Annotated in this window: 22 protein-coding genes; 8 read left to right on the top strand and 14 right to left on the bottom strand. The window is 60.1% G+C overall.

What is annotated here, in order from left to right; genetic code table 11:
* The first annotated feature begins 311 nt into the window (after positions 1–311).
* Positions 312–1,784 (top strand): NAD(P)/FAD-dependent oxidoreductase, encoded by a 1,473-nt coding sequence (locus ABEG21_RS14990; protein WP_347557444.1) that lies wholly within the window; start codon positions 312–314, stop codon positions 1,782–1,784.
* A gap of 29 nt (positions 1,785–1,813) precedes the next feature.
* Positions 1,814–3,028 carry an ABC transporter substrate-binding protein gene (locus tag ABEG21_RS14985; RefSeq protein WP_347557443.1) on the top strand — a complete coding sequence of 405 codons (1,215 nt, stop codon included), beginning with the start codon at positions 1,814–1,816 and terminating at the stop codon, positions 3,026–3,028.
* A 48-nt stretch (positions 3,029–3,076) separates the two neighbouring features.
* Here the strand turns inward: ABEG21_RS14985 and ABEG21_RS14980 are convergent, their stop codons facing one another.
* From ABEG21_RS14980 to ABEG21_RS14950, 7 genes are all read right to left on the bottom strand, one after another.
* Positions 3,077–3,358, bottom strand: coding sequence for a hypothetical protein (locus ABEG21_RS14980; protein ID WP_347557442.1), 282 nt, complete (start codon positions 3,356–3,358; stop codon positions 3,077–3,079).
* Positions 3,355–4,830 (bottom strand): putative sulfate exporter family transporter, encoded by a 1,476-nt coding sequence (locus ABEG21_RS14975; RefSeq protein ID WP_347557441.1) that lies wholly within the window; start codon positions 4,828–4,830, stop codon positions 3,355–3,357. Before ABEG21_RS14975 ends, ABEG21_RS14980 begins: the two co-directional genes overlap by 4 nt.
* Before the next feature lie 148 nt (positions 4,831–4,978).
* Positions 4,979–6,886: an SET domain-containing protein-lysine N-methyltransferase gene (locus ABEG21_RS14970; RefSeq protein ID WP_347557440.1), complete on the bottom strand. Its 1,908-nt coding sequence runs from the start codon at positions 6,884–6,886 to the stop codon at positions 4,979–4,981.
* An 87-nt stretch (positions 6,887–6,973) separates the two neighbouring features.
* Positions 6,974–7,360: a hypothetical protein gene (locus tag ABEG21_RS14965; protein WP_347557439.1), complete on the bottom strand. Its 387-nt coding sequence runs from the start codon at positions 7,358–7,360 to the stop codon at positions 6,974–6,976.
* 130 nt (positions 7,361–7,490) lie between these two features.
* Positions 7,491–8,468, bottom strand: a complete 978-nt coding sequence (locus ABEG21_RS14960) for a hypothetical protein (RefSeq protein ID WP_347557438.1) — start codon at positions 8,466–8,468, stop codon at positions 7,491–7,493.
* A 297-nt stretch (positions 8,469–8,765) separates the two neighbouring features.
* Positions 8,766–10,316, bottom strand: a complete 1,551-nt coding sequence (locus tag ABEG21_RS14955) for a methyl-accepting chemotaxis protein (RefSeq protein ID WP_347557437.1) — start codon at positions 10,314–10,316, stop codon at positions 8,766–8,768.
* Positions 10,317–11,223: 907 nt separating this feature from the next.
* On the bottom strand, positions 11,224–11,877 hold the full coding sequence (locus ABEG21_RS14950; RefSeq protein WP_347557436.1) for a TetR/AcrR family transcriptional regulator: 654 nt from the start codon (positions 11,875–11,877) through the stop codon (positions 11,224–11,226).
* A 177-nt stretch (positions 11,878–12,054) separates the two neighbouring features.
* Between ABEG21_RS14950 and ABEG21_RS14945 the strand changes: the two genes are divergently transcribed.
* Genes ABEG21_RS14945 through ABEG21_RS14935 form a run of 3 tightly spaced genes read left to right on the top strand, consistent with a single transcriptional unit; the run spans position 12,055 to position 16,284 of the window.
* Positions 12,055–13,188, top strand: coding sequence for an HlyD family secretion protein (locus ABEG21_RS14945; RefSeq protein WP_347557435.1), 1,134 nt, complete (start codon positions 12,055–12,057; stop codon positions 13,186–13,188).
* Positions 13,189–13,190: 2 nt separating this feature from the next.
* Positions 13,191–14,720, top strand: a complete 1,530-nt coding sequence (locus ABEG21_RS14940; protein ID WP_347557434.1) for a DHA2 family efflux MFS transporter permease subunit — start codon at positions 13,191–13,193, stop codon at positions 14,718–14,720.
* Positions 14,710–16,284, top strand: coding sequence for an efflux transporter outer membrane subunit (locus ABEG21_RS14935; protein ID WP_347557433.1), 1,575 nt, complete (start codon positions 14,710–14,712; stop codon positions 16,282–16,284). The genes ABEG21_RS14940 and ABEG21_RS14935 overlap by 11 nt, the downstream gene beginning before the upstream one ends.
* A 43-nt stretch (positions 16,285–16,327) precedes the next feature.
* Here ABEG21_RS14935 and ABEG21_RS14930 read toward each other — a convergent pair whose 3' ends face one another.
* Positions 16,328–17,311, bottom strand: a complete 984-nt coding sequence (locus tag ABEG21_RS14930; RefSeq protein ID WP_347557432.1) for a helix-turn-helix domain-containing protein — start codon at positions 17,309–17,311, stop codon at positions 16,328–16,330.
* A gap of 91 nt (positions 17,312–17,402) precedes the next feature.
* On the opposite strand from ABEG21_RS14930, the gene ABEG21_RS14925 reads away from it, so the two are divergent.
* The gene (locus ABEG21_RS14925) at positions 17,403–18,107 is read left to right on the top strand and encodes a DJ-1/PfpI family protein (RefSeq protein ID WP_347557431.1); all 705 of its coding nucleotides are present in this window, start codon (positions 17,403–17,405) and stop codon (positions 18,105–18,107) included.
* A gap of 117 nt (positions 18,108–18,224) precedes the next feature.
* On the opposite strand, the gene ABEG21_RS14920 is transcribed toward ABEG21_RS14925, so the two are convergent.
* Together ABEG21_RS14920 and ABEG21_RS14915 are read right to left on the bottom strand one after the other, a co-directional pair.
* The gene (locus tag ABEG21_RS14920; RefSeq protein ID WP_347557430.1) at positions 18,225–19,091 is read right to left on the bottom strand and encodes an NADPH-dependent oxidoreductase; all 867 of its coding nucleotides are present in this window, start codon (positions 19,089–19,091) and stop codon (positions 18,225–18,227) included.
* 233 nt (positions 19,092–19,324) lie between these two features.
* Positions 19,325–20,191, bottom strand: coding sequence for an alpha/beta fold hydrolase (locus tag ABEG21_RS14915; RefSeq protein WP_347557429.1), 867 nt, complete (start codon positions 20,189–20,191; stop codon positions 19,325–19,327).
* 222 nt (positions 20,192–20,413) lie between these two features.
* Here ABEG21_RS14915 and ABEG21_RS14910 point away from each other — a divergent pair, with 222 nt between their 5' ends.
* Entirely contained in the window at positions 20,414–21,682 is a 1,269-nt protein-coding gene (locus ABEG21_RS14910; RefSeq protein ID WP_347557428.1) for a phospholipase D-like domain-containing protein, read from the top strand.
* Positions 21,683–21,713: 31 nt separating this feature from the next.
* Positions 21,714–22,727 carry a 2-dehydropantoate 2-reductase gene (locus ABEG21_RS14905; protein WP_347557427.1) on the top strand — a complete coding sequence of 338 codons (1,014 nt, stop codon included), beginning with the start codon at positions 21,714–21,716 and terminating at the stop codon, positions 22,725–22,727.
* 36 nt (positions 22,728–22,763) lie between these two features.
* Here the strand turns inward: ABEG21_RS14905 and ABEG21_RS14900 are convergent, their stop codons facing one another.
* The 4 genes from ABEG21_RS14900 to ABEG21_RS14885 are packed head-to-tail and all read right to left on the bottom strand — an operon-like array spanning position 22,764 to position 26,764.
* Positions 22,764–23,630, bottom strand: a complete 867-nt coding sequence (locus tag ABEG21_RS14900; protein WP_347557426.1) for an ABC transporter permease — start codon at positions 23,628–23,630, stop codon at positions 22,764–22,766.
* On the bottom strand, positions 23,620–24,522 hold the full coding sequence (locus ABEG21_RS14895; protein WP_347557425.1) for an ABC transporter permease: 903 nt from the start codon (positions 24,520–24,522) through the stop codon (positions 23,620–23,622). Before ABEG21_RS14895 ends, ABEG21_RS14900 begins: the two co-directional genes overlap by 11 nt.
* Positions 24,519–25,652: an ABC transporter ATP-binding protein gene (locus ABEG21_RS14890; RefSeq protein ID WP_347557424.1), complete on the bottom strand. Its 1,134-nt coding sequence runs from the start codon at positions 25,650–25,652 to the stop codon at positions 24,519–24,521. The genes ABEG21_RS14895 and ABEG21_RS14890 overlap by 4 nt, the downstream gene beginning before the upstream one ends.
* Positions 25,649–26,764, bottom strand: coding sequence for an ABC transporter substrate-binding protein (locus tag ABEG21_RS14885; RefSeq protein ID WP_347557423.1), 1,116 nt, complete (start codon positions 26,762–26,764; stop codon positions 25,649–25,651). Before ABEG21_RS14885 ends, ABEG21_RS14890 begins: the two co-directional genes overlap by 4 nt.
* Positions 26,765–26,770: the final 6 nt, after the last annotated feature.

Raw genomic sequence — 26,770 nt, 5'->3', positions numbered from 1 at the left:
GGCCAAAGGTATCAGGACGGCCGCAAGGGACCAAACAACAAATAGACATAAGCATTCCCGTCACTGCATGGCAGATGGCGCCTCAAGCAGGCTAGGCGCATGTTCTGTCATCGATGCCATTTCTGGCGATGATCTCGGCGCCGGATGCGCTGCGTGATATGGAAAGCAGCTTTCCTCCTTAAAACCCACGCTGCTAACGACGGAAGGATTCGTTGTTTAGAACGGGTATGACGCAGCTTCTAGAATCATCCTTTCGTGCATAGCGTCCGGCACTTCGGCGCGGCCGACATGATGCGAAAAGGGGAGACGACATGACGAGCAGTGCGGATCACGATATCGAAGCGCGACGGACCTTGGATTTGATCGGACCGACGCCCGACAACTGGGTGCCGGAGCATCCGGGGATCGATCACAATGTGTTTATTATCGGCGGCGGACAAAGCGGGAGTGCATTTGCTTTCGCGTTACGGCGCGCCGGCATCGGCAAGGTAACGATCGTCGACGGCGCGCCGGACGCCGGCCTTGCGGGCGTCTGGCTGACCCGGGCGCGGATGAACAAACTGCGTACGCCGAAGGTCCTCGTCGGTCCGGAGGGCGCGCTGGCCGGCTTGGGGTTTCAGTCCTGGTTCGAGGCACGATTTGGCGAAGCGGCGTACCACGCCTTGGATCGCGCACCGCGCACGCTTTGGGCCGATTATCTCGCATGGTATCGGCGTTTTCTGAGCATACCGGTCCGCTATGGCACGCAGGTCGTTCGTATCGAGCCGTCGAATACGGACAGCGCCGGTTGGCACTTCCGTGTGCATCTTGAAATAGACGGCAAACACACGGTCGAAACCGCACGGAAAATCCTGCTGTGCAATGGTGTGGCAGGCAATGGCGCGGCTTTCTTGCCAGATGTTTTTAGAGACCTACCGTCCGCGCTCTATATGCATACGTCGCAAGCAATCGATTTCGCGGCGTTGCGCGGAAAGCGGGTTGCGGTGGTGGGAGGCGCCGCCTCGGCGTTCGATGCGGCTGCCAGCGCGTTGGAAGCGGGGGCCGCAGAAGTGCGGCAGTTCGTGCGTCGGCCGGCGCTGGCCTCGGTTCCCATTGCGCGTGCGCGCGGTTATCCGGGGGCCTACGATAACTACTGGGACCTTCCCGATGCGTTGCGATGGACGCAAGCGCTGCGCTATAAGCGCTCCGGCTCGACCGCCCCACGCGACGCAATCGATCGTGTCACGCAATTCGACGCCTATCATCTCCATCTCGATGCGCAGTGGGAAAGCGCGGAGGTGCTTGACGGTACGATCGCTGCCGACGTCAAGGGCGAGCGCTTCCCGTTCGACTTCGCCATCGCGGGCACCGGCTATTACATCGATCCGGGCGCACGGGGCGAACTGGCCGATTTCGCGCGCCATATTCGCCTGTGGGGCGATCAGTACACACCGGCATCCGGCGACGCCGACGCAGGCCTCGCTGCGCATCCCTATCTCGGTAGCGCACTGGAATATCTCGAAAAGCATGCCGGACAGGCACCGTACCTGAAGGATATTCACGTCTACAACCCTGCCGGCTTCGTCAGTGCTGGCGTACCGGTAGGCGATGTGCCGAGCATGAAACGCGACATTCCTGCAGTCGTACGCCGAATCAGCCGCGACCTCTTCCTTGCCGACATCGCGCAGCATACCGAACGCCTGGCCGCCGACATACCGGCCGACTTCACGTTGGCGGACTACGAGGCGCGGGTATGGCGCGGAGCGCCCCGTGCTTCGTCCGATCAACAGCGAAACATCCCCTGAAAGCCAGGACGACACAAGGAATCTTGAAAATGCATGCATCGATCGTATCGCTGATACGGCGCGTCGCTCGAACGGGTTTACTGGTTGGCGCCGCGGGAGGCGCCGCGGCGCTTCTGCTGCCGCCCGATGCCGCAGCGGCACCGGCAAGCGCCGAGCCTTACTACTTTGGGGTCAGTGGTCCACTGACCGGCGTCAATGCACAGTATGGGGAACAGTGGCGCGCCGGCTTCGATCTTGCGCTTGCAGCGTTGAATGCGGATGGGGGCGTGCAAGGACACCCGTTGGCTTACACGTTCGAAGATAGTCAAAGCGACCCACGTCAGTCGGTGACGATCGCGCAAAAGTTTGTCGGCGACGCGCGCATTCTGATCGAGCTTGGGGATTTTTCCAGCCCCGCTTCGATGGCGGCGTCGCCCATCTATCAGCGCGCCGGCCTTGTGCAATTAGGGTTCACGAATTCGCATCCTGACTTCACGAAAGGAGGGGACTATATTTGGAGTCCGTCTCTGAGTCAGGCCGAGGAGCAGCCGGAAGTAGCAAAGCTGGCGGTTTCACGCGGGCTGCATAAAATCGCCGTCCTGTATCAAAATACCGATTGGGGAAGGACCAGTCGCGATGTTTTTGCGGAAGCGGCCAAGCGTTTAGGCGCGACGGTCGTCGACAGCGAAGGCTATCAGCCGCTGGACAAGGATTTCCGTGCCACCTTGGTTCGCGTTCAAGCTGCACATCCCGACGGCATCGTGTTGATTTCCTATTACGCGGACGGTGCACAGATCGTCCGGCAGGCGCGAGGGGCCGGGATCGACTTGCCGATCGTCGCGACCAGTTCCGTGTATTCGCCAAAGTTTCTCGAATTGGCCGGGGATGCGGCCGATGGCGTGGTGACGCATACCAACTTCTTTGCGGACGAACAGCGTCCCGAGGTGCAACGGTTCGTATCGGCATTCGAAGCGCGCTATCATCGGCAGCCGGATGCGTTCAATGCCTATGCCTATGACGCCGTCAATATTGCCGCCGCGGCATTACGGCAGAGTGCGGAAGGCGGGCAGGCGCCGACACGGCGTGGCGTGCGGGATGCGTTGGCGCAGCTGCATAACGTGCCGAGCGTGATTTTTGGGACGTTTACCTTCGATTCAAGGACCCGTCGTGCGTCTGGCGCACGAAACATCAATCTGGTCGTACGCAACGGCACATGGGCCCTGCTGCCGGTGAGCACCGCCACGGTGGCAAACGCGGTGCGCTGACGCACGGCGTTTGCCGGGGTGGGCGCAATGCGCCAGGACTGTTGCCTATCAGGCCTGACGATCCGTCTCGAACGCCGCACACTGATCGTGCGGCGACGTCAAGCGATCATGCCGCCGGCAGAGCCGTGACACCCCGACGCTCGCCCCGAACGCGGAACCGAATACCGCGAGTCCGGGTACCGCGCGCTCCAAGGCGGCGCGATCGTGTTCACGGTGGCGGCAGTCGGCGCATCGACCGATCTCGCCCGCACGGTCTTCCCGGACGATGATCGACGTCAGCATTCGGGACGACAGCCGTGCAATGGACAAGACACGAGCGGGCAGCTTCATTGGCCCAGCGTCGCCCAATACGCGCCGAAGACGTGCACCGATAGCCAGTACCCGACGATCACGTTCACGACCACGCCGACGGTGAATGCCAGGAAGGGTTTGACGCCACTGGCGGTCAGATCGCTCAGCCTGGTAGTGAGGCCGATGCTGAGAAAGCAGAAGGTGAAGGTCCAGGTTCGCAATGCTACGATCGGTGCGATGAAATTCGGCGTGACCACGGATCGATAGTCGGCCAAGGCATAGTGACTGGCCAACCAGGTAACCAGGGCGGATGCAATTAGGAAGCCCACGACAAATTTGGGAAAACGTGCCCAGATTTCACGCGTCGGCGATGCGGTGACGATGACGACATCATCGTCATTGGCCGACGCTCCGTCCTGGTTGCGCCGCGCTTTCGCGTCTTCGCGATCCCATCGCGTGGTGGCCAGGATGGCCAGCACGAAGGCCCAGATGCCGATCCAGATATCGCGGCCGATTACTTTCATCAAGGTAAAGGCCTGGACCGATGCCTCCGGCGCGCCCGCTATGGCATTGCCCGAGTGCGCTGCGATATCGGAATAGGTCTGTGCCGCCGCGATGCCTGCGGCGTCTGCAAACTCCGACGTACCGATCCACGCGCCGGCAACGCCGGTTGGCAGCCCCAATGCATGCGAGACGAGGGGCAAGGCGAATACCATGACGATCGCCCAGATCACCACGAGCGTGATGGCCACGGCGGGCTGTTCTCGTTTTGCCCGCACCGCGCCGCCGATGGCGATCGCCGCGGACACGCCGCACACCGCGCCACCGACGCCCAGCACGGCCGCAAAGCGTTTGTCGATGCCGAGGCGCCGTGCCGCCCAGAAAATGACGAGATAAGTCAGCAGCGACACGATGCTTGCTTGTGCCAGTGCGATCGGGCCGGCCCATCCGAGCAGGGTGAGCGGCAGGGTCGCGCCAAGCAGCACGATACCGAGCTTGACGTAGAACTCGACCCGCAACGCCGGGCGCAACCATTCCGGCACGCCGAATACATTGGAAACCAATAAGCCCAATGCCAAGGCCACCAGTGGTGGCTCCAGATTATATCGAGACGCGCTGGCCCAGGCGCCGAAGGCGAACACCAGCGCGGACACGACGAAAACGACGGCAAAGCCGGGTAGAAAACGGGCAGCGCTTCGCTGCAATGCCGCTGCGGAAACGGAAAATAAGACGGCGAATAAAACGAACAGACTGAGATAGTTGCCGAGGTGGGCGGCGAGATCGTGGAGTACCGACGGCAGCGCAACCCATCGTGCCGGTGCGACGGCAAGCCATTTGATGCTGTTGCCTGCGGAAAACAATCCATAGGCAAGCAGGATCAACGCGAGGCCGATACCCACCGCCCACCAATCCTCGTTATGCGAGCGGCCGTGGTTATCGGCGTTCGATTCTCTTTCCGCCCCGTCGTGTGGATGCTGCCCCTCTGTTATCGTGCCCGGATGATGGCCCATGATCTCTCTCGTATGGTTCTTGCTTTGCTTTCATATCGCCGCGTCGTAGCGATGATATGAAAGATCCCATCAGGCATTATGTTGGAAGGCCTTTGGAATTCTAAGCAAACGAAAGTGCTTTAGATATGTGCCAGATGACGTAGGCGCTTTAAACCAGTTCCTCGACCGTGTCCTTTTCTCGCGCTCTGATATGCGCTTCGACGTTGGGTGAAAGCCGGTAGCGGCTAAGCACCTCGGCGGCCAGTGTTTCCGCGCCATCGATCAGGCCGAGGCAGCTTTTCGTACCGCATTCACATTGAAACGACTCGATCATTTTCCATTCGGTGCTAGGATAAAACCAAACCAGATCGTCGCCGTTTGCGATGTCACGTAGTGCACGGACAACGTTGGCACCGATATCCATTGCGATATTGGGATCACAGGAATGGTTGCTCCACGAGAGAATTGGCGGCAGAAGTTCCGCATGCTTCCGCGGCCCGAGCTGAACCGTCCAACGGGTAGGCGCATCGACTGCATCGGTCCAGTTCAGCTGTGCAAGAATGTCATCTTTATGCCAGGCCTTGCCTGCAATCAAGCCGCCGCCGTAGCGCGTACGCCGAATCGAAAACGGGTTGTGATCGGTTTCTGCTTTTATCAACGCGCGCAAGTGCGCGCTGAAATGGTCTCTATAGGTATCCTGAAGCGAAGCAAGCCGGTAGTCGGTTCCGGTCACGGTGACACGACACGAGGGTGTCGCGCACAAACACGTGAATGGCGTCATTGTCGGTCCACAGAACGTCGCATAATCCAAGGTGATCGCTTCGCCGCGCGTGATGTTCCGTCTTGCGACCTGATCGAGTCCAGTCAATACGGTGTTTGGATCGCAAGAGTGATTGAGCGGCTTCCAATCGGCGGGGTTGTCGGACCAATATGCCGATACGCCGGCATTCACCGGCCAGCAATATCGGTTGAAGACGTCACGATTGGCTTGCGTCCATTCGTGCTCGACGACCGCATTGCTGATTAGCCGTAGGCTCAGACTCTCGCCCGGCACGACAACGACGCCTTCGGAGATGTCGATTGCCGCGTGCAGGCCGAATCCATGCGTGGGATCGAATCGCACTTCATACGCATTTTTGGTCTTGCGATGCCGTTCCACGGCGAGTTCGATTTGACCGACGAGGACGCCGCACATGTCGTCTACCGGACGCTGACAGTTATCCCAGATAGATCCTTGGTCGTTTGATTCCGTCTTGAAGATGTCGGCGTTGAAAGATACGTCTAATAATGAGACGTCGCCCTGTTCACCGAGTTGCAACTTACAGAGGAGGTAACCGCTCTCCGGTATCGCTTGGAAGAGGGTAACGGCCGCCTCCTGGAGTCGCGCGATCGCGAGATCATCAACGTGCGCGCTTTTTGTGAGACTCGACTGTGCGTCGATTGCATTGCTATATTCGTGCGGCAAAAGGGCTTTCGCTACCCGTTCTTTTCCCCACTTCCCGACGACAGCAACATCGAAGATACGGCCAGTCTTTGTCTCTTCGACGAGCAGGGTGTTAATGCCCGGACGTAATAAATGGGCTATCCGCTCCGTGAGCACTTTGCCGTTATTCGCTGACACGCTGGCACCCGGCATGGTGTCGAGCCGTGGCAACGAGGTAACGCGAAAGGGCGCGTCTAGAAAGCCGACGCGGGTATCGAGATCCTCGAGCGTGTCGATAATAGTGAATCTAGGGATGGCGAGCCCTGCGGAATGCGCAACCATCCGTAACGCGGAACCGTGCAGCAGGCCGGTTTGGCAATCCGCACCGGTAAATGGAAGCGCTAAGGACTTCAACGCTTGTTGCACCATCCGACCAAGAGAACGGTCGGGTGGGGAAATGGGGCACAGGTTGACTACGCTGTCGACGTTCTTTTGTGCAATGTCACAAAGGTCGTCGTGTAGTGTGGCGAGAGACGTACCCATGAAAGTGACATCATAGTGTTCCCGCAGGAAGCGCGATGTATCGGCACGCGCGTCGCGAAAGTCGACGGGTGTCGGGTAATGCGCTGAATCGTAGACGATCGCTATTTTCAAAATCAAGCTCCAAGCGGTTATTGGATCAGTGAAGAAAATGTTCGGCGCTGGCGGTTCGGTGCGCTGGTAGCTATCAAGTCAGCCATTTCAGCCGATTGATCTGGTCCGTGCTCTCTCGAGGATGTGATGGACAAATGCCGGGAGAGAACGATCGTTGATGAGAATGGTATCGGCGCTACCGTAACTTTCCGGGGTCGGCATGAAAATCGAACAATTAGGATTAGTCTCCAGGAAAAATAGCACCGATAGTAGGTTCAATCGGAAGTCGAGGCGGGCGTAGCCTGTACCTGAAAGTTGCTGGAAAATTCCGATCGAGGCAAGCTGAAGCCTTTTCGATAGTGTCTGATCTTCGACTGGAAACAGCGACATCTCCGCGCAGTCCTTCCACTTAAGATCGTGTTCCGCATCGTCACTGTCATGCAAGGTGACGTGTTCCGAAGGATCTTGCCCACTGAATAGAATTCCTACATGCATGGTGTCATCCTGTATGCCTAAATCGTATTAGGTTGAATCCGTACGAAGATGCCGAAGCTGTGCACTATCGAAAAAAATAAGGCATCCTATGCGAAGTATTTGGACGACGGTGCAGATGGACCCCGTTCGCTTACATGATTGACCTTGCGCATGCTCTATCGAGGATATGGCGAGCGAAACTCTGGTGTGCGCCGTCGTGGGCCAGAATCGTGTCTGCGCAGCCGAAGCTTTCCGACGTCGGCATGAATATCGTGCAGTTTGGGTTTATTTCCAGGAAGATCAGATCGGACATTGCATTCATTCGGAAATCGAGGCGTGCATAGCCATTGCCGTTAAGGTGTTGGAAGATCGCGATGGAGGCATCCTTCAATTTTCCGGATAAGGTCTCATCCGCAATCGGGCGCAACGTCATATCGGCATAGTGCTTCCACTTTAGATCGAAATGTTTAAACGTCTCGCCGATGGGAAAACCCACTTCATGCGGGGTGAATACCCATGGAAGATCCTCGCCCAAACGCGGCTCGGTTACCAACACTGTGAATTCCCGACCGTCGATGAATTCCTCAATCAAGGCACCGCCAAACGCACTGATCATCCGATCTAGCTCAAGGCGCATACTCACGTCATCGACTACGCGGGAAGCCCGTGTGAGTCCGATGCTGTTGTAACTGTGGGGGTGCTTGACGATGAGCGGATAAGCGAGTGTCGATAAAACGGGATGCGTGATCTCCGTCATCGAATGGACCGCGAGGGAGCGGGGCGTTGCAACGCCCGCGTTCGCGGCGGCCTGCTTCATTTCTTCTCGCGTAGGGTCATAGAACGCGGAAGCAGCACCGGTAAAAGCGATTGTGGCGTTTTCCAGATAACGAACGACCTCTATGCCCGGGATGTGCTCGTCATTGCCGCCGTCACAGAGATTCACAACGACATCGAAGTTCTTTTGCGACACTGCTTTCATGGCCATCTCGAAGTCGCTATTTCGGATGTCGATATAGTGTAGATGGTGCTCAGGAAGATAGCGATCTAGAGACGGTTTGGGATTGTCTGCAGCATCGACATTGAAGTGTTCAGACGCATCGCGTGGGCTGGTGAGAATTCCTATTTGCATGACACCGTCCTATAAATGCGTTGAAACCATGAAAGCAAACGCGCCTGCCGCCGTCCTGGCATTTATATCGTTTGAAGGTGAGTCAATCATAGGGGGTGTCGATTCACCGCATGCGTGTGCATGCGAACGCGCGATACGCGATACGTAAGATGCGTTGGCACTGCAGTCTCATCGGTTTTCTGTGCCGATCGGTCCCTTGCGATGCGCAACGGCGTCGGCGCGGGCCTGCGCTACCGCTAGCGCGTGTTGCAAGCGGTAGCGCGGCCTGACTTTGCGAACTGGCTTCGTTATGCGGGCTTAGAGCTGGAAGATGGCTACTGCCTGGCGCAGATGGCTAGCCTGCTGTTCCAGTGATTGCGCGGCGGCCGCCGCTTCTTCTACCAGGGCAGCGTTTTGTTGCGTGACGCCGTCCATCTGTTGCACGGCATGCGAAATCTGTTCGATACCGTTGCTCTGCTCGTCGGTCGCCGTTGAAATTTCTCCCATGATGTCGGTGACGCGTCGCACGGCCGTCTTGACGTCGTTCATCGTCGCACCCGCTTCGCCAACCAGTTGGGTACCGGCCTGAACGCGATCGACCGAGGCGTCGATCAACGTCTTGATTTCTTTCGCCGCCGATGAGGAGCGTTGCGCCAGCGTCCGCACTTCGCCTGCGACCACCGCGAATCCGCGACCTTCTTCCCCCGCACGTGCGGCTTCCACGGCAGCGTTCAATGCGAGGATATTGGTCTGGAAGGCAATACCTTCGATGATCGTGATGATGTCGGCGATCTTGCCGGATCGATCGTTGATTTCCTGCATTGTCTTGATGACATCGCGTACCACGACGTCGCCCTTCAGCGCCAGTTCCGATGCGGACAGGGCCAATGTGCTGGCTTGCCGGGCATTGTCGGCATTTTGACGCACGGTGCCGGACAGCTCCTCCATGCTGGCAGCCGTTTCCTGCAAGGAGGCAGCCTGTTGTTCCGTTCGGCTCGACAGGTCCATATTGCCCGAAGCGATCTCGCCTGAAGCCACCGAGATCGATTCCGTCGACGAGCGGATGTCGCGGACCGTCGACGCAAGCTCTACCTGCATATGCTGCAGCGCGGCCTGCAGTTGCCCGATCTCATTCGTGCCTTGCGGCACGACCGGCTTCGCCAGATCGCCTTTCGAGATACGATCGAAGTCGACGATCATCCGATTCACCGGGTCTACGACAGTCGTCGACAGCACCCGTCGCACGATGAAACCGATGATGACGGCGATCAGTGCACTGGCGAGCAGCAGGATATTGACATTGCGTGCGCGACGCTGCGAATCGTCGTAACGTTGTTTGGCGCGCTGAGCCGTGTACTCGGACAGAGGCTTTACCAATGCATCGAATGCACCGTACAACGGGCTGCTGAATTGCAATTGGATCTTGTCATAACCGTCGAAATCCTTCGCTTTCAACGCGTCGAACTCGGGCATGATGCCCTTGTCCATCATGGCTTGGTGTTTGCTTTTCGCGTCGTCCAGCAGACTCTGGGTGCCGGCGTCGACCGGCACCGAGGAGAAGGCGTCCCACGCTTTTTGGGATTGCGCGCAGAAGGTGCCGGCGAGCGTCAATTGCTTTGCCGCACCGTCTTCGTTATTTGACATGACCAACGACACGTAGCGATTCTTTGCGGAACGGCAGCGCAATAGCAGACCCGTCGTCTCGGAAAGGGCATTGCTCGCCGTGAGGTCGTTCGCATACATCGAGGCCAGCGCGGCGTTTCCCGATGCCAAAGAGGTGTAGGCGACGCCCCCGACAAGGAGCACCAGCGCGACGAAGACGCCGGTCGCCAACGTCAACGCAGTTCTGACAGACAGATTATTAAACACACCGTTTCTCGATGAAAGAAATGAAGGGAATAGCAGGCACGTTGTAGTCCGTGCGAGGCCGATCTGCTGATATAGCGGCGCTATCCGGAGAAAATTTAATCAAACGTTTATGTACTGCAAAAAAATCGTGGAAATTATATTTTTCCAAATGCGTGATGCAAATACGTTGAATAAGGGAAAACACTTATTTCAAAAAGATATAGATGACTAGTTGAGTTTTCGTGGCGCGAGGGTGAGGGCGGCGGGCGCTTGTGCGCGAATGGGCACATCCGCATGCTGATCCGCATTTGCTTGTGTCATCACCCCGTCGCGGTAGCGTGACCTCGCTTGCCTGAACGTTGATGACTCAGCACGGTTTCAACTGATGAATGACCAGACAATTTCTACTGATAGCGGGAAATAGTCGGTCATATTTACTGAAATGCGCTCAATTTCCCAGTTTTTCGTCCAAAAATACCAAAGAAATCCCCTAAAGGAATAGTCAAACTCTCCGTTAACGTGTGTGCAAGCCGATATATCAGTGCTGTATCAACCCTTCCCCTCGCGTTGGGACCTCGACGCGACTGACTGCCAGAGAGAACAATGGACGACGTACACATCAGCAAGCGATTTCGCAATGACGCGGAACCTCTTACCCAACAGCCCAGTGGCACATCGCACGATTTGGCGAAATGGATCGCCGAAAATGCGACGCGATTGCAGGGTATGGATCTGTCGGTACTCATCGCGGTAGGTCGGGCTTTGTACACCGCGGAAACAGAGCAGAAGTGGCGGGAGTGCTGGTAAAGAACCGGCCGGCTAATGCGAACGCATATAAGCTGGCGTACGGTTTAGCGCATTGAAAAAAGCGAAGTGACGATATTGCGTCACTTCGCTTTTTTTCGTTTTGCTAGCGTGAAGGCGCCGCTCAGAAATCGTCCAACGCACCGGCCGCGGCATAGGTGCCGATGGTCCGCTCTACGTGCCGTGAGACGTCCCCCCGCACCACATCGACGTCCTCGTGCATCAATGCGCGCATCAGCATCGGCGAGACCACCGCATCGAGCACTTGGGTGGCAAGCGCATGCGCTGCGTGCCCTTCCGTAGCGGGTAGCGCGCCGAGGCCAACCGATGCGGCATGCTCGACGATCATCCAGGCGACGCCTTGAATCGCCTGCGCGCGGCCGGCATTGCGCGTGAGTTTCGCCAAGGACGGGAAGCGTGGCGCTTCGGCCATCACCATACGTATCAAACCGAGCACTTCGTCACTGAGGAGGCGGGTAACGATCGCCTGCGTTACCGAAATAAGCTGCTCGGCGAGCGAGACGCCGTGCTGACGATGGTAGGCCATCTGCAGGCATCGCTCGCAGTTCCGCCGTACCACCTCGGAGAAGAGCGCTTCCTTGCCACTGAAACGGCTATAGACGGTCGCCTTACTCGCGCCGGCCGCCTCGGCAATGCGATCGAGCGATGCCCCGCCAAAGCCGTTTCTCAGAAAAATGACGGTGGCGGCGTCGAAAATACGCTCCTCTACATCGCCCGCCATCGCATTGGACGGGCGTCCCGCCTTTCGCGAAAACATCGACTTCAGCGGGCAGGGCGAAGTCGAGACGGTTTCGGGATCGACAGATAAACGATTGGGGCGCACCACGACATTTCTCAAAAATTCGGTTCGGATGAATTATCGCAGATTTCCAGAATGAAACGAAACCGTTTCGTTTCATTGTAGAATATCCTGAAAACCTATTTGGAGATGGCGATGGCCGGTAGTGACAGCGCAGACGAGGCGGAATCCCAGCATAGCAACAACGCCGACGACGCGCACGGCGAGGGACACAAGCAAGACGACGGACAGAAGCCGGCTGCGCCGATGAGCCCGGAACGCAAACGTCGAAATGCAATCATCGGCGGGGTTGTGGTGCTGGTACTCGTGGTGGCCTGCGTGCTGTATTGGCTCCACAGTCGGCATTACGAGACGACGGACGACGCCTTTATCGACAGCAATCAGAGTCAGATCGCGTCGCAGATCAGCGGCCGCGTGGTCGAACTGCTGGTTGCCGATAACCAGCATGTCGAAAAAGGGCAGCCGCTGCTGCGGATCGATCAGCGGGACTATCAGGTCAAGCTGGAGCAAGCGGAGGCGCAGGAAGCAAACGCCGAGGCGCAAGTTGCCCAAGCCCGGGCGGATCTCGTTTACCAGACGGCGACGCTTTCGCAGCAGGCGGCGCAAGTGCGCGTATCGCAGGCGGATCTGACGCAGGCACGCCAGGATCTGGCGCGCTATACCGGGACCGATCCGGCCGCGATCACGCGTCAGCAACTCGAGCAAAGCCAAGCCAGCACCAAGAGTGCGGTCGCGCGCCTCGACAGCGCTAATGACGCCGTAAAAGCCGGCGAGGCACAGGTCGCATCGCAGAAAACGAAGATCGATGCGGCGCTGGCGCAGGTTCGTCAGTATCAGGCCGACGTCGACAATGCGAAGCTTCAGTTGAGCTATAGCGAGATACGCGCGCCGCAGCCGGGCAAGGTCACGCGGCGGACCGTCAATCTCGGTAACTACGTGACGCCGGGGCAGGCATTGCTGGCAGTGGTGCCGGACGATATGTGGGTGACGGCCAACTTCAAGGAAACCCAACTGACAAATATGCGCGTGGGGCAGCCGGTCGAGATCACTGTCGATGCCTATCCCGATGTCGATCTGCACGCGCATATCGACAGTATTCAACGCGGCACCGGTTCGGTCTTCAGCAGCCTGCCGGCGGAAAACGCGACGGGGAACTACGTCAAGGTCGTGCAGCGCGTCCCGGTGAAAATCGTCTTCGATAACGACGACTGGCGCCATCTGTCATTGGCGCCGGGCCTGTCGGTCAGCCCGCGTGTGACGGTGCGATAGCCATGGCGAGCGAGAGCGCGAGCTTGCCCCGGTCCGCAGCCGGATCGTACAACCCGTGGCTGATCGCGGTGATCGTTTCGATCGCGACCTTCATGGAAGTCCTCGACACGACGATCGCCAACGTCGCGCTGCGGCATATCGCCGGCGGCTTGGGCGCCAGCCTGGACCAAAGCACGTATATCACGACCAGTTATCTGGTGAGCAACGCGATCGTCCTGCCGATTAGCGGCTGGTTGGCAAATGTGATCGGGCGCAAGCGGTTCTATATGATCTGCGTTGCGCTTTTCACCGTCAGTTCGGTTGCCTGCGGTTTTTCGACGTCATTGACGATGATGATCGTCTTTCGGGTGCTACAAGGATTGGGCGGGGGCGGACTGGCGCCGGTCGAGCAAAGCATCTTCGCCGATACCTTCCCGCAGGAAAAGCGGGCCATGGCATTTGCCTTGTATGGTTTCACCGTCGTGACCGCACCGGCGATCGGCCCGATGTTGGGCGGTTGGATCACCGATAATTTTTCCTGGCACTGGGTGTTTCTGATCAATCTGCCGGTGGGGATGTTGTCATTGGTATTGACCGGCATGTTCGTCAGCGACAGCAAGCTGGTGAAGCAGGAACGAAAGGCCTTGCTCGACAAAGGATTGCGGATCGACTACATCGGCTTCTTTCTGATTGCCGTGGGTTTCGGCTGTCTGCAGATCGTGCTCGACAAATTCGAGCGGGACGACGGCTTCGACTCTACTTTCATCTGCACGCTATCGGCGATTTCCGCGATATCGTTGATCTTATTGGTCATTCGCGAATTGACGACGGAGCAACCGATCGTCAACCTGCGGTTGTTCAAGTCGTCCGCCTTTGCGATTAGCTGTACCGTCATGTTCGCGTTCGGCTTCATCATCAACAGCACGACGCAGATCCTGCCGCAATTTACGCAGGAATTGCTTGGCTATGACGCGACCAATGCAGGCTTGACGCTCGGGCTGGGCGGCTTGATGACGTTGTTTGTCATGCCGGTCGCCGGGATCGTCACGGGGCGTTTCGTTCAGCCGAAGTGGCTCGTGATGATGGCTTTGGTGGGTACCGGCCTTGCGCTGCTGCATGCATCCGGCATCGATGCGGTCGTCGGCTTTTCCGACGTTTCCTTATCACGACTGTATCAGGTCATCTGGCTGCCGTTTCTCTTTATTCCGTTGTCCACCGTGCAGTTCGTCGGTGTGCCGCCGAAGGAGAACAACAATGCCTCGGCGTTGATCAATATGATGCGCAATCTCGGTGGTAGTTTCGGCGTGTCGATCGTGACGACGGAGTTGGCCTGGCGCGAACAGTTTCATCATGCCCGATTGGCCGAGCACATCACGCCGTATAACGGATTCGCCAATTCGTTCGGCACGATTGCGTCGGCGCTCGAAGCGCAGGCCTCGGTCATGAGTTATCTCGATGTCTTCGTTCTGTTGGGTGCCGTGTCGCTGGTACTGGCGCCCATCTGTTTCTTCCTGCCCAAGATGCCGAAGGGGGCGCAGAGCAATGCCCATTAATACACGTTTGATCCCGGCTGCGGCGACGTGTCTCGTCCTGCTGTCCGCCTGTACGATGGGCCCCGATTTCAAGCGCCCGGACGTGCAGGCGCCCACGGCCTGGACCGGACAAGCCACGCGTCAGGATGCCGACGCTTCCCTGCCCGTCACGGAGCCTGTGGACGCGCAATGGTGGAACAGCTTCAATGATCCATTGCTGACGGCATTGGTCAGCCGGGCGATGAATGACAACCTCGACATTCAGGTCGCCGCGGAGCGGGTGGCGGAATCGCGTGCGCAGTTCAAGCAAGCGCGAGCCGATGCACTGCCCACGTTGAATGGCAACGCGTCGTACACGCGGGAGCTGCAGAGTGCCGACGGCGTGATCGGTCTGCTTGGCGGTAGCGGTTCGTCGAGTGCGACCGATACCAATGGTTTGGGCGGCCGCCAGGGAGGCGTCCCCACGCAAAGCTCGGCATCGAGCGGATTGCCGCCGTTCAATTTGTACCAATATGGATTCGATTCTTCATGGGAACTCGATCTATGGGGGCGGGTACGGCGCACGGCGGAAAACGCGGGGGCCACGGCCGACGCACAGAACGAGGCGCGCCACGACGTGATCGTTTCGACGGCAGCCGAAGTGGCGCGCGACTATCTGAACCTGCGCGGCACACAGCAAAAACTCGCGCTGGCGCGTCAGAATCTGGCGTTCGCGGAGCAAACGGTGCAGTTGACGCGGGAGCGTGCACAACACGGTCTGACAACGGACCTGGATGTGGCGAATGCGCAAAGCCAGGCGGAAACCACTGGCGCCGATATCCCACAATTCGAACAGCAGGAAGCGCAGTTGATCAATGCGATCGGCTTGTTGCTGGGCGATTATCCGCAGACGCTTGCCGCGCAGTTGCGGCAGCCCTCGGCGATACCGATGACACCGCCGCGTGTGCCGATCGGCGTGCCCTCGGACTTGCTGCGCCGGCGTCCCGATATTCGGGAGTCGGAAGCGCAATTACACGCAGCGACCGCCAATATCGGTGCTGCAAAGGCCGATTTCTTCCCGAAGATCACGTTGTCGGGCAGTGTTGCCATCCAGGCTACCGCTTTTACGAATATGGCAAGTTGGGGCGCCCGGAGCTATAGCGCAGGACCCAGTATCACGCTGCCGATCTTCGAAGGCGGGCGTTTGCGCGCCACGCTGGCCATGCGCAATGCCCAGCAGAAGGAAGCGGCCATCAGCTATCGCAAGACGGTGCTGTCCGCATTTCAAGAGGTCGACGATGCGTTGACCGGCTTCAGCGCGGAGCAACGTCGGCGCGACAAGCTCGCCGCCGGCGTGCAGGCATCGCAGCGTGCATTGGCGATCGCGAATCAACGCTATGCCCGAGGACTGACGACCTACCTCGATGTCCTGACAGCACAGAAAAACGTTCTGAGTAGCGAGCAGCAATGGGTCGACAGCACGGCGACGGTCTCGACCGATCTGGTGGCTTTATATAAGGCGCTCGGTGGCGGATGGGACGTCGCCGCCGATGCCGCGGACTCGAAGCCCGGTGACGACGTAGTGGCAGCGCAACCTGCGCGGTAGGCGACGCCCGCGGAATCCGCCACGTCGGGTCTTTTTAAACATTTCAGGATGGGGCGCCCGAGCCCGTTGCGGTGAAGCGCGCGCGCCATTGCGAGGGGCCCAAGGTCAAGCGGCGCTCGAAGACTTCCCGCAGGCGCGTTTCCCGTCCAAAGCCGGTTCGGCGCGCAATTTCCGAAAGGGACAGGCTGGTTGTCGACAGCAGGGACTGGGCGCGCTCCAGGCGCAATCCCTCGATCGCCTTGGCCGGCGTCATGCCGAGTTTCTCATTAAAACGGCGCGCGAACGTTCGGGGCGACATATTGGCCTGCTCGGCGAGATCGTCGACTTTGATCGATCGGTGCAGGTTCGCATCGAGCCAATCGAATAGCGGGCCGAAACTATCGGCCGCCTGCATTGCCAATGGCATGCTGAACTGCTCCTGGCCGCCGGGGCGCCGCATATAGACGACGAGCAGACGCGCGGTCCGCGCGGCCACCGCACTGCCGAGATCGCTTTCCACCATGGCGAGAGACAGATCGATTCCGGCAGTGACCCCCGCTGACGTCCAGATGCGTCCTTGCCGAATCCAGATCGGGTCCGGCTTGACGCGAACGCGCGGAAACTCCTTCGCCAATGCGGCGCAGGAACGCCAATGCGTGGCAATGTCGAGATCATCGAGCAATCCTGCTTGAGCCAACAGGTAGGCGCCGGTACACACCGAGCAGACGCGCTGTGCGCGCTGCGCCAGCTGCGCGATATTCAGGACGATCTCAGGGGCGAGGCGAGCGGGATGCACCCCAGGGCCACCCGGAATGAGTAGCGTGTCGATGACGCAGTCGTCGGCGGCTGTCTCGGTCATGACCGTCAGACCGCCTTCGAGACGAATGGGGCCGCCATGCTGCGAGAGGACGCTGCATCGATACGCCTCGCCGCCCGCTTCCTTGTTCGCTGTCTCGAAAGTCTGCAGCGGACCCGCAATATCGATGGGCTGGGCGCCAGCGTACACAAAGATCGCGATGTGGCGAGGCGTCGGAGGCGATGTCGTCATTGGCAGAATTTACGCTTTTTTTGGCTTTTTTGCCAGGACCGATCGCGGTCTAATGGATGTGCCTTTTCTTCCTGATCCAACGGAGCGATCGATGACGACGCCATCCCCTTCACACTGTGCCGGATTATTGCTCCTTCCCGGCATGACGCAACTCGATTTGACGGGGCCCCTCGAAGTACTCGCGCGGCTGCCCGGCTGGCGGGTGGAGATCGTCGCGCGAAGCACGGCGCCTGTACGGGCCGATAGCGGCTTGATTATTCAACCCGACACCGATTTTGCGCATGCCGCGGATTACGCGCTATTCGTCGTGCCAGGCGGTCCCGGTATCGACGACGCCATTCTGGATGCCGCGACGGTCGATTTCGTCGCGCGGAAATCCGCGGCTGCACGCTATATATTTGGGATATGTACCGGCTCGCTGTTGCTGGGGGCGGCCGGCTTGCTTATCGGTCGTCGTTCCGGCGGACATTGGCAGGCGCGAGACCTGTTGTCGGCGTTTGGCGCGACGCCGAGTGACGATCGGTTGACCGTTGACGGCAATATTTATACGTCGGGTGGCGTTACGGCTGGGATCGATATGGCATTGCTGGTCGCCGCCGATTTAGTCGGTGAGGACATCGCGCAGCAGATTCAGTTGCAAATCGAATACGACCCGCAGCCGCCGTTCAAGGCGGGAACGCCGTTTGTCGCGCCGGCAGCCGTTGTGCAGCGTGCCGTCGCGGCAAATGCCGGTCGCCGGGCCTTACGCGTTGCGGCGGTGAACCAGGCTGCGGCGGCGATGCGTCGCCAATGCTGACGGGCTCCCACGCGACGACACACGATTTGTCGCGCGGCGCTTTCCGCAACGTGAACGGCCCATCGCGTCGACCCGGCCGGCCGTGCCCGGCCGGCGTAATGTTCTACGGGATGGCACTTACGCCAGCGGCACGCCTAACTTGGCGAGTGTTTCGCGCAATAGATGGCGGCCCTTCAGTGCCGAGATCGGGCCAAGCCGACCGAGGAGCAACGTGGTCCATGATTGCGACGGAAGTCCTTGCTCTGCGCGGAACGCTTCGGTGGCGACATCGTGATCGGCGATGGCCGCTTGCTGGTCCGTATGATAGCGCTCACGGTGCAAGACGGCGCGCTGCGGCAGCCGTGGCTTGACTGCGGTTGCCACCGTCGGATCGGGATGGCCGATGACGAGGCCGGCAACGGCCCATGCGCCCGCCGGCAGGCCGAGCAAGGCCGCCACACGCGCCGGGTCATTGCGCAAGGCGCCGATATAGACGGTCCCCAGGCCTAATGACTCCGCGGCGACCAATGCGTTTTGCGCGGCGAGGATCGCATCGACGATGGCAACGATGCCCGTCTCGGCCAGGCCAAGCGTTTCCATGGGCTGACCGGCGGCTTTGCCGATCGCGTCTGCGCGTGCGAGGTCGGCAATCCAGACCAGAATCAACGGCGCGTCGACGATATGTTTCTGTCCGCCTGCCAATTCCGCGAGCTGCGCGCGGGTGGCGGCATCGCTGACGGCAACGACGCTCCACGCCTGCACGTTCGACGATGTCGGTGCCGACGACGCTGCGGCAACCAGCGCTTCGACGGTCCCTTCAGCAAGCGGCGTCGACAAAAAACTGCGCACCGAACGATGGTCCAGCATCAGTCCCAGCGTTTCGCTCCATTGCTGTGTCGGAACCGCTTCGCGATACCGTTGGAAGTAGGCGGCCTGGATCGCTTCCGATGCCGGTGCGTCGGTGCGCGACACGGGGGTCGAGACTGTAGGGGATGGTTGGCTCATGGACGTCATGTTTTGTGCGGGTGGCGCAGTGACCGTGCGATGCGCCAGGAGGCGCTCAGGAACGGCCCGGCGGTGTGTGCGTATTATGCCGTGTGAGCGGATATCGTGCTGCGCGCGGCGCGAATCACCGGCGGCACGATCCGAACGTACGCCGAGCGATCTTTGGGCCCCTTAGGCGAGCGTTTTTCGTAGGGCGAGATAAAAGAAACGGATTGAACCGATTCGGACCGCTTTCAGTCTTTCGCATTTTGCAGAAAGGCAATAAACGCGGTGTTCGCGGCCTCGGCGGCCTCGCATTGCAGCCAGTGTCCGGCGCCGGGTACCAGGACGAGTTCGTGCCGTATATGTGCCTCGCGGAGTTTCGCCGAATAGTCGGTCGGTGAGGCGAGGGTGACATCCTGGTCGCCCCACAGCAATAGGGTTTTGACTTTCGCTGTCTGTAGAAAATCCTGAAGCGTCGCGCCGCCCCAGGAGCCACGGCTTCGAAAGCGCGTGCGAAGGCATTGCCGTGCGTAAATCGATTCGATAAGTGGGCTGACCGCGGACGCGTCGTGGAACATGAAGGTCCTCACGTTCGCATTGAGCATGGTGATGCGCGCCTCGGCATCATCGGTTTTATGCCAATTCAATAATGCGGGGTGATCGCGTCCGACGGAACGGTGGCCGCCGCTGCCGACCAGTATCAAGCGCGTGACGGGCCGCTTTGTCGCGATGGCGGCCGCGACCATGCCACCGAATGAAAATCCGACGAGATCGATCGCTGTGCCGGCGCCCAATAGCGTGTCGAGCGACGACAGCGTGGCATCACATAAATGCGCGAACGACGAAACGGGCAAGTCGCCGGAGTCGCCGAAATTCGGCATGTCCGGGATCCAGACTTCGCGATAGGCCGAGAGCGCCGCGACATTGCGGAACCAATGCATCCAGTCGCCATGCCCACCGTGCAATAGGACCACGGGCGTCCCGCTTCCGAAGCGGCGCCAGAGGATGGGCGTGCCATCTGCGGCGGGTACGGAATGCGCCTCGCCCGACTCGATCATCCGCGCAATGTGAGATGAAGGGGACAGGGACGATTGTTCAGCAGGAAAAGGTGGCGGCATGTCGCGAATGCGCATTAATGGTTAGATCGGCGCTGGGGTGCCGATGCCTTAGTGTAATGCACCGCCAAACGGAAGCCTCTGCGGGCGGCCGTTTGGGGCAAGCCTCGGTGTCTGAAGCCCCACAAGCCGGCAGCCGACAGGGCGCCGACCGTTTTTGCGCTATATTGGATTGGTCCTCGTGCGCAGTGGGATAGTGCGCCGGCCGAACCCAAGAGAGCAAGAATGATCTGGATGCTGATTGCCGCCACGGCGATTTTGACCGCGATGGCGGTGATGGTCGCCGTGAATTTCAAGGTCCCGGAGAAGGCCGTTCGTCACGCCATCGGGCACTGTCACGCCATCGAGGATCCGCAGTTCGAGTTGGAAATGGACGCGATGCTCGGTCCCGATATGCTGCAAGGCAATTCGATCACCGCGCTGCACAATGGCGACGAGATTTTTCCGGCGATGCTGGCGGCCATTCGCGCGGCAAAGCAGAGCATCACCTTCGAGACGTATATCTACTGGTCCGGCAGTATCGGTCGCGAATTTGCCGATGCGCTGAAGGAGCGGCAGCTCGCCGGCGTCGCGGTGCACGTGATGCTCGATTGGGCCGGCAGTTTCAAGATGGATCAGTCACTGCTCAGCGAGTTGCGCGATGCCGGTGTCGAGGTTGAAAAATATCACCCATTGAAGTGGTACACCGTTTCGCGTCTCAATAATCGAACCCATCGAAAATTGCTCGTCGTCGATGGCACGATCGGCTTTACCGGCGGCGTGGGCATTGCCGATCAATGGCGGGGCCATGCGCAGGATCCGGAGCACTGGCGCGATATGCACTTTCGCATCGAAGGCCCGGTAGTGGCGCAGCTACAAGCCGGTTTCATGGACAACTGGATCAAAACGACCGGTCGGGTGCTGCACAGCGCCAAATACTATCCGGCGCTGGCGGCAGCCGGCTCGCGCAAGATGCACATGTTCGTCAGTTCGCCGTCCGGTGGCAACGCCAGTATGCAGCTGATGTATTTGTTGGCGGTCGCAGCTGCGACGAAAACGATCGATCTGCAAGCCGCCTATTTCATTCCGGACCGCTTAATGAACGATGCGCTGGTGGAAGCCACGCGTCGTGGCGTCAAGATCCGCTTGCTGGTGCCGGATCGATACACGGACTCGATGTTGATCCGCGTGGCGTCCAAGCGGCAGTGGGGCAGCTTGCTGGCCGCTGGCGTCGAGATCTACGAGTATGAAAAGACGATGATGCATAACAAGATGTTGATCCTCGACGGACTGATGGTATCGGTCGGTTCGACGAATTTCGATATGCGATCTTTCAACCTCAATGACGAAGCCAGCCTGAACGTTTATTCACCGGAATTTGGTGCGGCAATGACGCGCGTCATGGAGAGCGACTTGCGTGGTGCGACCGCTTGCACGATGGAGAAATGGCGCGCCCGACCGATGCTGCAGAAAATCGGCGAATGGCTTATTCGACCGATCGAATCGCAAATGTGATGACGGCGCAATCGAAGGAGCGTGAAACAGCATGAAAGTAGGCTTATTTGGCGTGGGTGCCGTTGGCGGTAATGTGGCGGTGCGCTTGTTGCACGCAGGGCATGCCGACGTCTCACTGGTCGTGCGCGAGCGTCAACGCGCGCGGATTGCGGAGCAGGGACTGACGCTGCGCGGCCTCGACGGCACGTTCACCGTGCATCCGACTTCGACGCAGGTCTATACCGATCTCGCAACGCTCCCGCCGCAAGACATTCTGATCATCGGACTGAAGGCCGGAAGCGTGCCGGACCATGCGGCGGCCTTACGTGCCGCATTGAAGCCGGACGGCATCGCGGTGTTCTTGCTGAATGGCGTGCCGTGGTGGTGGACCTACGGGCGCGATGCCGAGCCGGGGCCGTTGCAGGACGTCGATCCGCACGGCGCACTGTGGCGCACGGTCGGTGCGGAACGGGTGATCGGCGCGGTCGTCTATTCGCCGAACGAAGTGCTGGACGACGGCACGATCTTCAACAATGGCAGCAACCTATTCATTTTGGGCGAGCCTGACCGGACGCGCCTCGGCCCCGACGGGGCCCCCAGCGAGCGTCTGCGCGCTTTGACGGATCTCTTCACGCAGTCGGGTCTGCCGGTGCGGAACGATGCCGACATCCATCTGGAAGTCTGGCGCAAGCTGTTGACGAATGTGACGGCCAATACCGTGTCGGCACTGACACGGCTCTCGAGTCAGGACCGGAACGGCGACCCGCAGATCAGCGCGCTGATGTCGGCATTGCGTACCGAGGTGATCGAGATCGGTCAGGCGCTGGGCTTGGCTTTGACCGCGGAGGACGCGGTGTTGTATCCCGCCAGCTCGAATACGCGGCCGTCCATGTTGCAGGACGCGATCTTGCAGCGGCCGATGGAGGTGGACGCGATCGTGCGTCAGACCCAGACGCTGGCGCGGCAACGCGGTATCCGTACGCCGGTGCTCGATACCGTTCTAGCCTTGTTGTATGGCCTCGATCTGAGCAACCGGCTGGCGCGTGAGGCGCCGGAACGCGCCTGAGCGATACGACGCGCCAAACGCATCCAACAGCAACCGTCAAAGGGCCTTCGTCAGCCCGATGGTTTTTTCGAGGATGACTAGCGCGACGATCGCCAGGCCGATAAAGAGCGCCGAGACGGCGTTCACCGTCGGATCGAAGGTCTGGTCGATGTAAGTGAAGATCCGTACCGGCATCGTCACGGTGTCGGGAGCGGTCAGGAACAGACTCACCGACACCTCGCCGAAAGACGTGACCGCAGCGAACACCGCGCCCGCGACGATGCCCGGTTTGATCAGCGGCAAGGTCACGCGGCGAAAGGTCGTGGCCGGGCTCGCCCCCAGATTCATCGATGCCGATTCCAGACGACGATCGACGCTGGCGAGGCTGACGCTGACGGTTCGCACCGCATACGGCAGCGCCACGACGATATGCCCGGCTGCCATCCCGAGCAACGATCCCCCGAGTCCCGCCGCGGTCAGCACATACAGCAAAGCAATCCCGAGCACCACTTGCGGAATGATCAGCGGCGACAGGACAAATGCCTGAAGGACGGCGCGCCCCCGGAACTGCAGGCGTGCCAACGCATAGGCAGCCGAGGTGCCGAGCACGACCGTGGCCGGGGTCACGATCAGCAGCAGCCAGCCGCTCACGGCCAGCGCGCGCAGCCAGTCCGGGTTTGCAAACAAGGCGTGAAACCAATGCAAGGACAAGCTGCGGGGCGGAAAGCTTGGATAGGCGTCGGGCGTGAATGCGGACAGCACGATGACCAGTACCGGCAAGCATAGAAAGCCATACACAAGCCAGCCGGCCAGCATCGCGCACAGGCGTCCGACACTGAAAGCGGCACGTGGCGAAAGTGCGGCGCCCGCAGGCGAGCGTGCCCCATCTGCATCCGCTGCCGCAGGGCGGGTGTCATTGGCCATGGACGCGCGCCTCCCAGCGTTTCTGTATCGTATTCATGCCGGCCGCGATCGCTGCGGTCAACACCAGCAAGGTCAGCGACAACGCCGCCGCAAGCGGCAGGTTCGCGATCTGCAAGGCTTGCTGATAAATCGTGATCGGCAGCAGCGGCTGGAGCCGTCCTCCTATCAGCAGCGGTGTGATATAGCTTCCCGCCGCCAGCGTGAAAACGATGATGGCGCCGCTCATCATGCCGGGGAAGGTCAGCGGCAACGTCACCTTGAAGAAGGTGTAGGCCGGACCGGCACCCAGGCTCTGGGACGCCCGTGTCAACGACGTCGGGATCTCGCCGAACGACGTCGCCAGCGGCAGCACCGCGAAGGGCAGCATCACCTGGACATAGGCCACGACGACCGCTTTCAAGTTCCAGAGCAGGGCCAGCGGTTGGTGCAGCAGGCCGAGCTTGACCAGCGTCGTATTGATCAAGCCGTTCTGTGCCAGCAGCACAATCCACGCGAACGTCCGGATCACGACACTCGTCAGCAACGGCGAAATCAAGATCAGATACAGCAAGGTGCGCAACGCACGGCTGCGCGTCGACACCAGCAGCCAGGCGGCGGGGTAGGCCAGCAGGATGCAGATGCCGGCCGTCAACGCGGCAATCCAGATGGTCGTCCACAGCGCGTCGAGATACGCCGACGTCGTGAAAACCGCGACGTATTGCGACAGGCTGTACGTCGGCAACACCATCAACATGCTGTCGACGTTGTGCAGGCTCAGCACGAGCAGCAACAGGGCAGGCAATAACAGAAAGGCGAACAGGAACACCATGCTGGGTGTCAGCATCAGCCAGGCGAAACGCTGTCCTCCGGGCGCGCCGGGACGAACGAACCGGCGCAGGTCGATTGCGCTCATACCGCGTGCTCCTGAGCCGATGCGCGCTCGCGCCCGGCTTCCGGCAGCGGCACCAGGTCGTCGGCGTGCCATTGCAAGGCGAGCGTGCTACCGATCGCGGGCAGGACGTCGAACGCGCGCTCCGGTGTCTGCAATTGCAACTGCCCCGCGCCGCCGAGTCGCACGCGCAAACTCAGCGTGGCGCCTGTGTAGGCCGCTTCCTCGACGATTGCGATCGCTTGATTCGGTGCGTCGGCCGATGCACGGGACGGCTCCGATGCGCCGATTGCCGTCACGCGGATGCGCTCCGGGCGCAGCAGAAATACGTCGGCGTCGATGCCCGTCGGCACTTGCAAGATCAACGGCGCGCCGTCGCGCGTCGCGTAATCGCTTGCGAGTCGGGTCCCGGGTGTCGTCCCCGGGACGGTGGCCATCAAATTCGCCTGACCGACAAACTCGGCAACGAAGCGATTCGCCGGACGCCGGTACAGCGCCTGCGGCGAGCCGACCTGCTGCAGCCGCCCGGCACCCAGAATCCCGATGCGGTCGGAAAGGCTCAATGCTTCTTCCTGGTCGTGCGTCACGAGCACGGTCGTAATGCCCACCTCGCGTTGCATCCGGCGCAATTCCGATTGCATCGCCTTGCGCAACTTTGCGTCGAGGTTGGAGAGCGGCTCATCGAGCAGCAGGACTTGCGGTCGGATCGCCAACGCGCGTGCGATGGCGACGCGTTGTTGCTGGCCGCCCGACAACTGATGCGGCATCCTCTGCGCATGGGCATCGAGGTGCACCAGCGCCAGCATTTCCGCGACGCGTTCGCGAATCGCCGCGCTTCCCAGCTTACGCACGCGCAAGCCATACGCGACGTTCTCGTACACGTTCAGATGCGGAAACAGCGCATAGTTCTGAAACACCATGCCGATGTCGCGTCGATGCGCCGGCAGCGCCGTCACATCGCGCCCGCCGATGGAAATGCGGCCGCCCGACGGCTCCAGAAAGCCCGCGACAATGTTCAGCAATGTCGTCTTGCCACAGCCGCTCGGTCCGAGCAGCGAGAAGAACTCGCCTTGCTCGATGCCGAGATCGACATGGTCGAGTGCGCGTGTTTCGCCGAACTGGCGGCTGATCCCGCGTATATCGATTGCGCTCATTTGGCCGTGCCGCTACCCAGTGCCTGCGACCAGCGATTGGTCCAGTCGGCCAACTTCGGCGTGGCGGCGCTGTAGTCGATCCAGATCAGGCGCTTATAGGCGTCTTCGCCGGTCTGCGCTTCGTTCTTCAGCTCGTCGCTATAGACCACGTCACGATTCGTCATGCCATACAGCGAGCTGTCCGAGAATGCTTTCTGGACCGCTGCGCTCGACAGGAAATCGACCAGCTTGTAGGCGTTGGCCATATTCGGTGCGCCCTTGGCGATCACCCAATTCGCGGCGCCCACCACCGGGCCGTCGCTCGGATAGACGAAGCCGATCTTCATACCGGTCTTCTTCAGCGCGAAGACGCGCCCGTCCCAATAAGGCACGACCCAGGCATCGCCCCGTTCGAGCAAGGTCTGGATGGCGCCCGGACTGTCCGGGAAAGCCACCGCCGAATCCTTCAACTGCGCGAGCTTCGCAAAGGTCTTGTCGACATCGGCGTCGTTCTTCAACTCGCCACCGAGTGCATGCGTCAAGCCGGCGAAGAACTGCAGGCCGGCGGCATAGGTCGGCGAGGAGATCGCCACGTGGCCTTTGTATTCCGGCTTCCACAGATCCAACCAGCTGGTCGGCGGCGTCTTCACGAGGTCGGTGCGATACGCGATGCCCAGTTGACCGAGACTGAAAGCGGCCGCATAGGTCTTGCCATCGGTGACGAATTTCTGTTGCACCGAGTCGTAGAGATGCGCGAGATTCGGGATGTGCGTGCTGTCCAGCGGTTGCAGCAGGCCGGCGGCACTGGCGCGCTGTACCGAGTCCGGCTGGAACACGACGATATCGTAGGGCGGCTTGTTGCCGTTGGCCGCGCGCAGTTTCGCCAGCCATTCCGCATCGGCGCCCGGAACGATGTCGACGCTCAGGTGATTATCCTTTGCGTACTGCTCCAGGCCTGCCGCGCGAATGTTCTTTTCCCAATCGCCGCCATAGACGCCGATGACGACGCGATCGGTCGCGGCAGGCGTGGCGTCGGCGCTGTCTTTCGATGGCGTCGATTTGCTGCAGGCGCCCAGCCCGATGACGGCCGCGGCGAGCAGGGCGCCAGTCAGCAGGGAGAAAAGCGGTTTCATTTTCAC

The organism is Robbsia sp. KACC 23696, assembly GCF_039852015.1.
Lineage (GTDB): Bacteria > Pseudomonadota > Gammaproteobacteria > Burkholderiales > Burkholderiaceae > Robbsia.
This window is presented reverse-complemented; position numbering and strand designations above follow the sequence as displayed.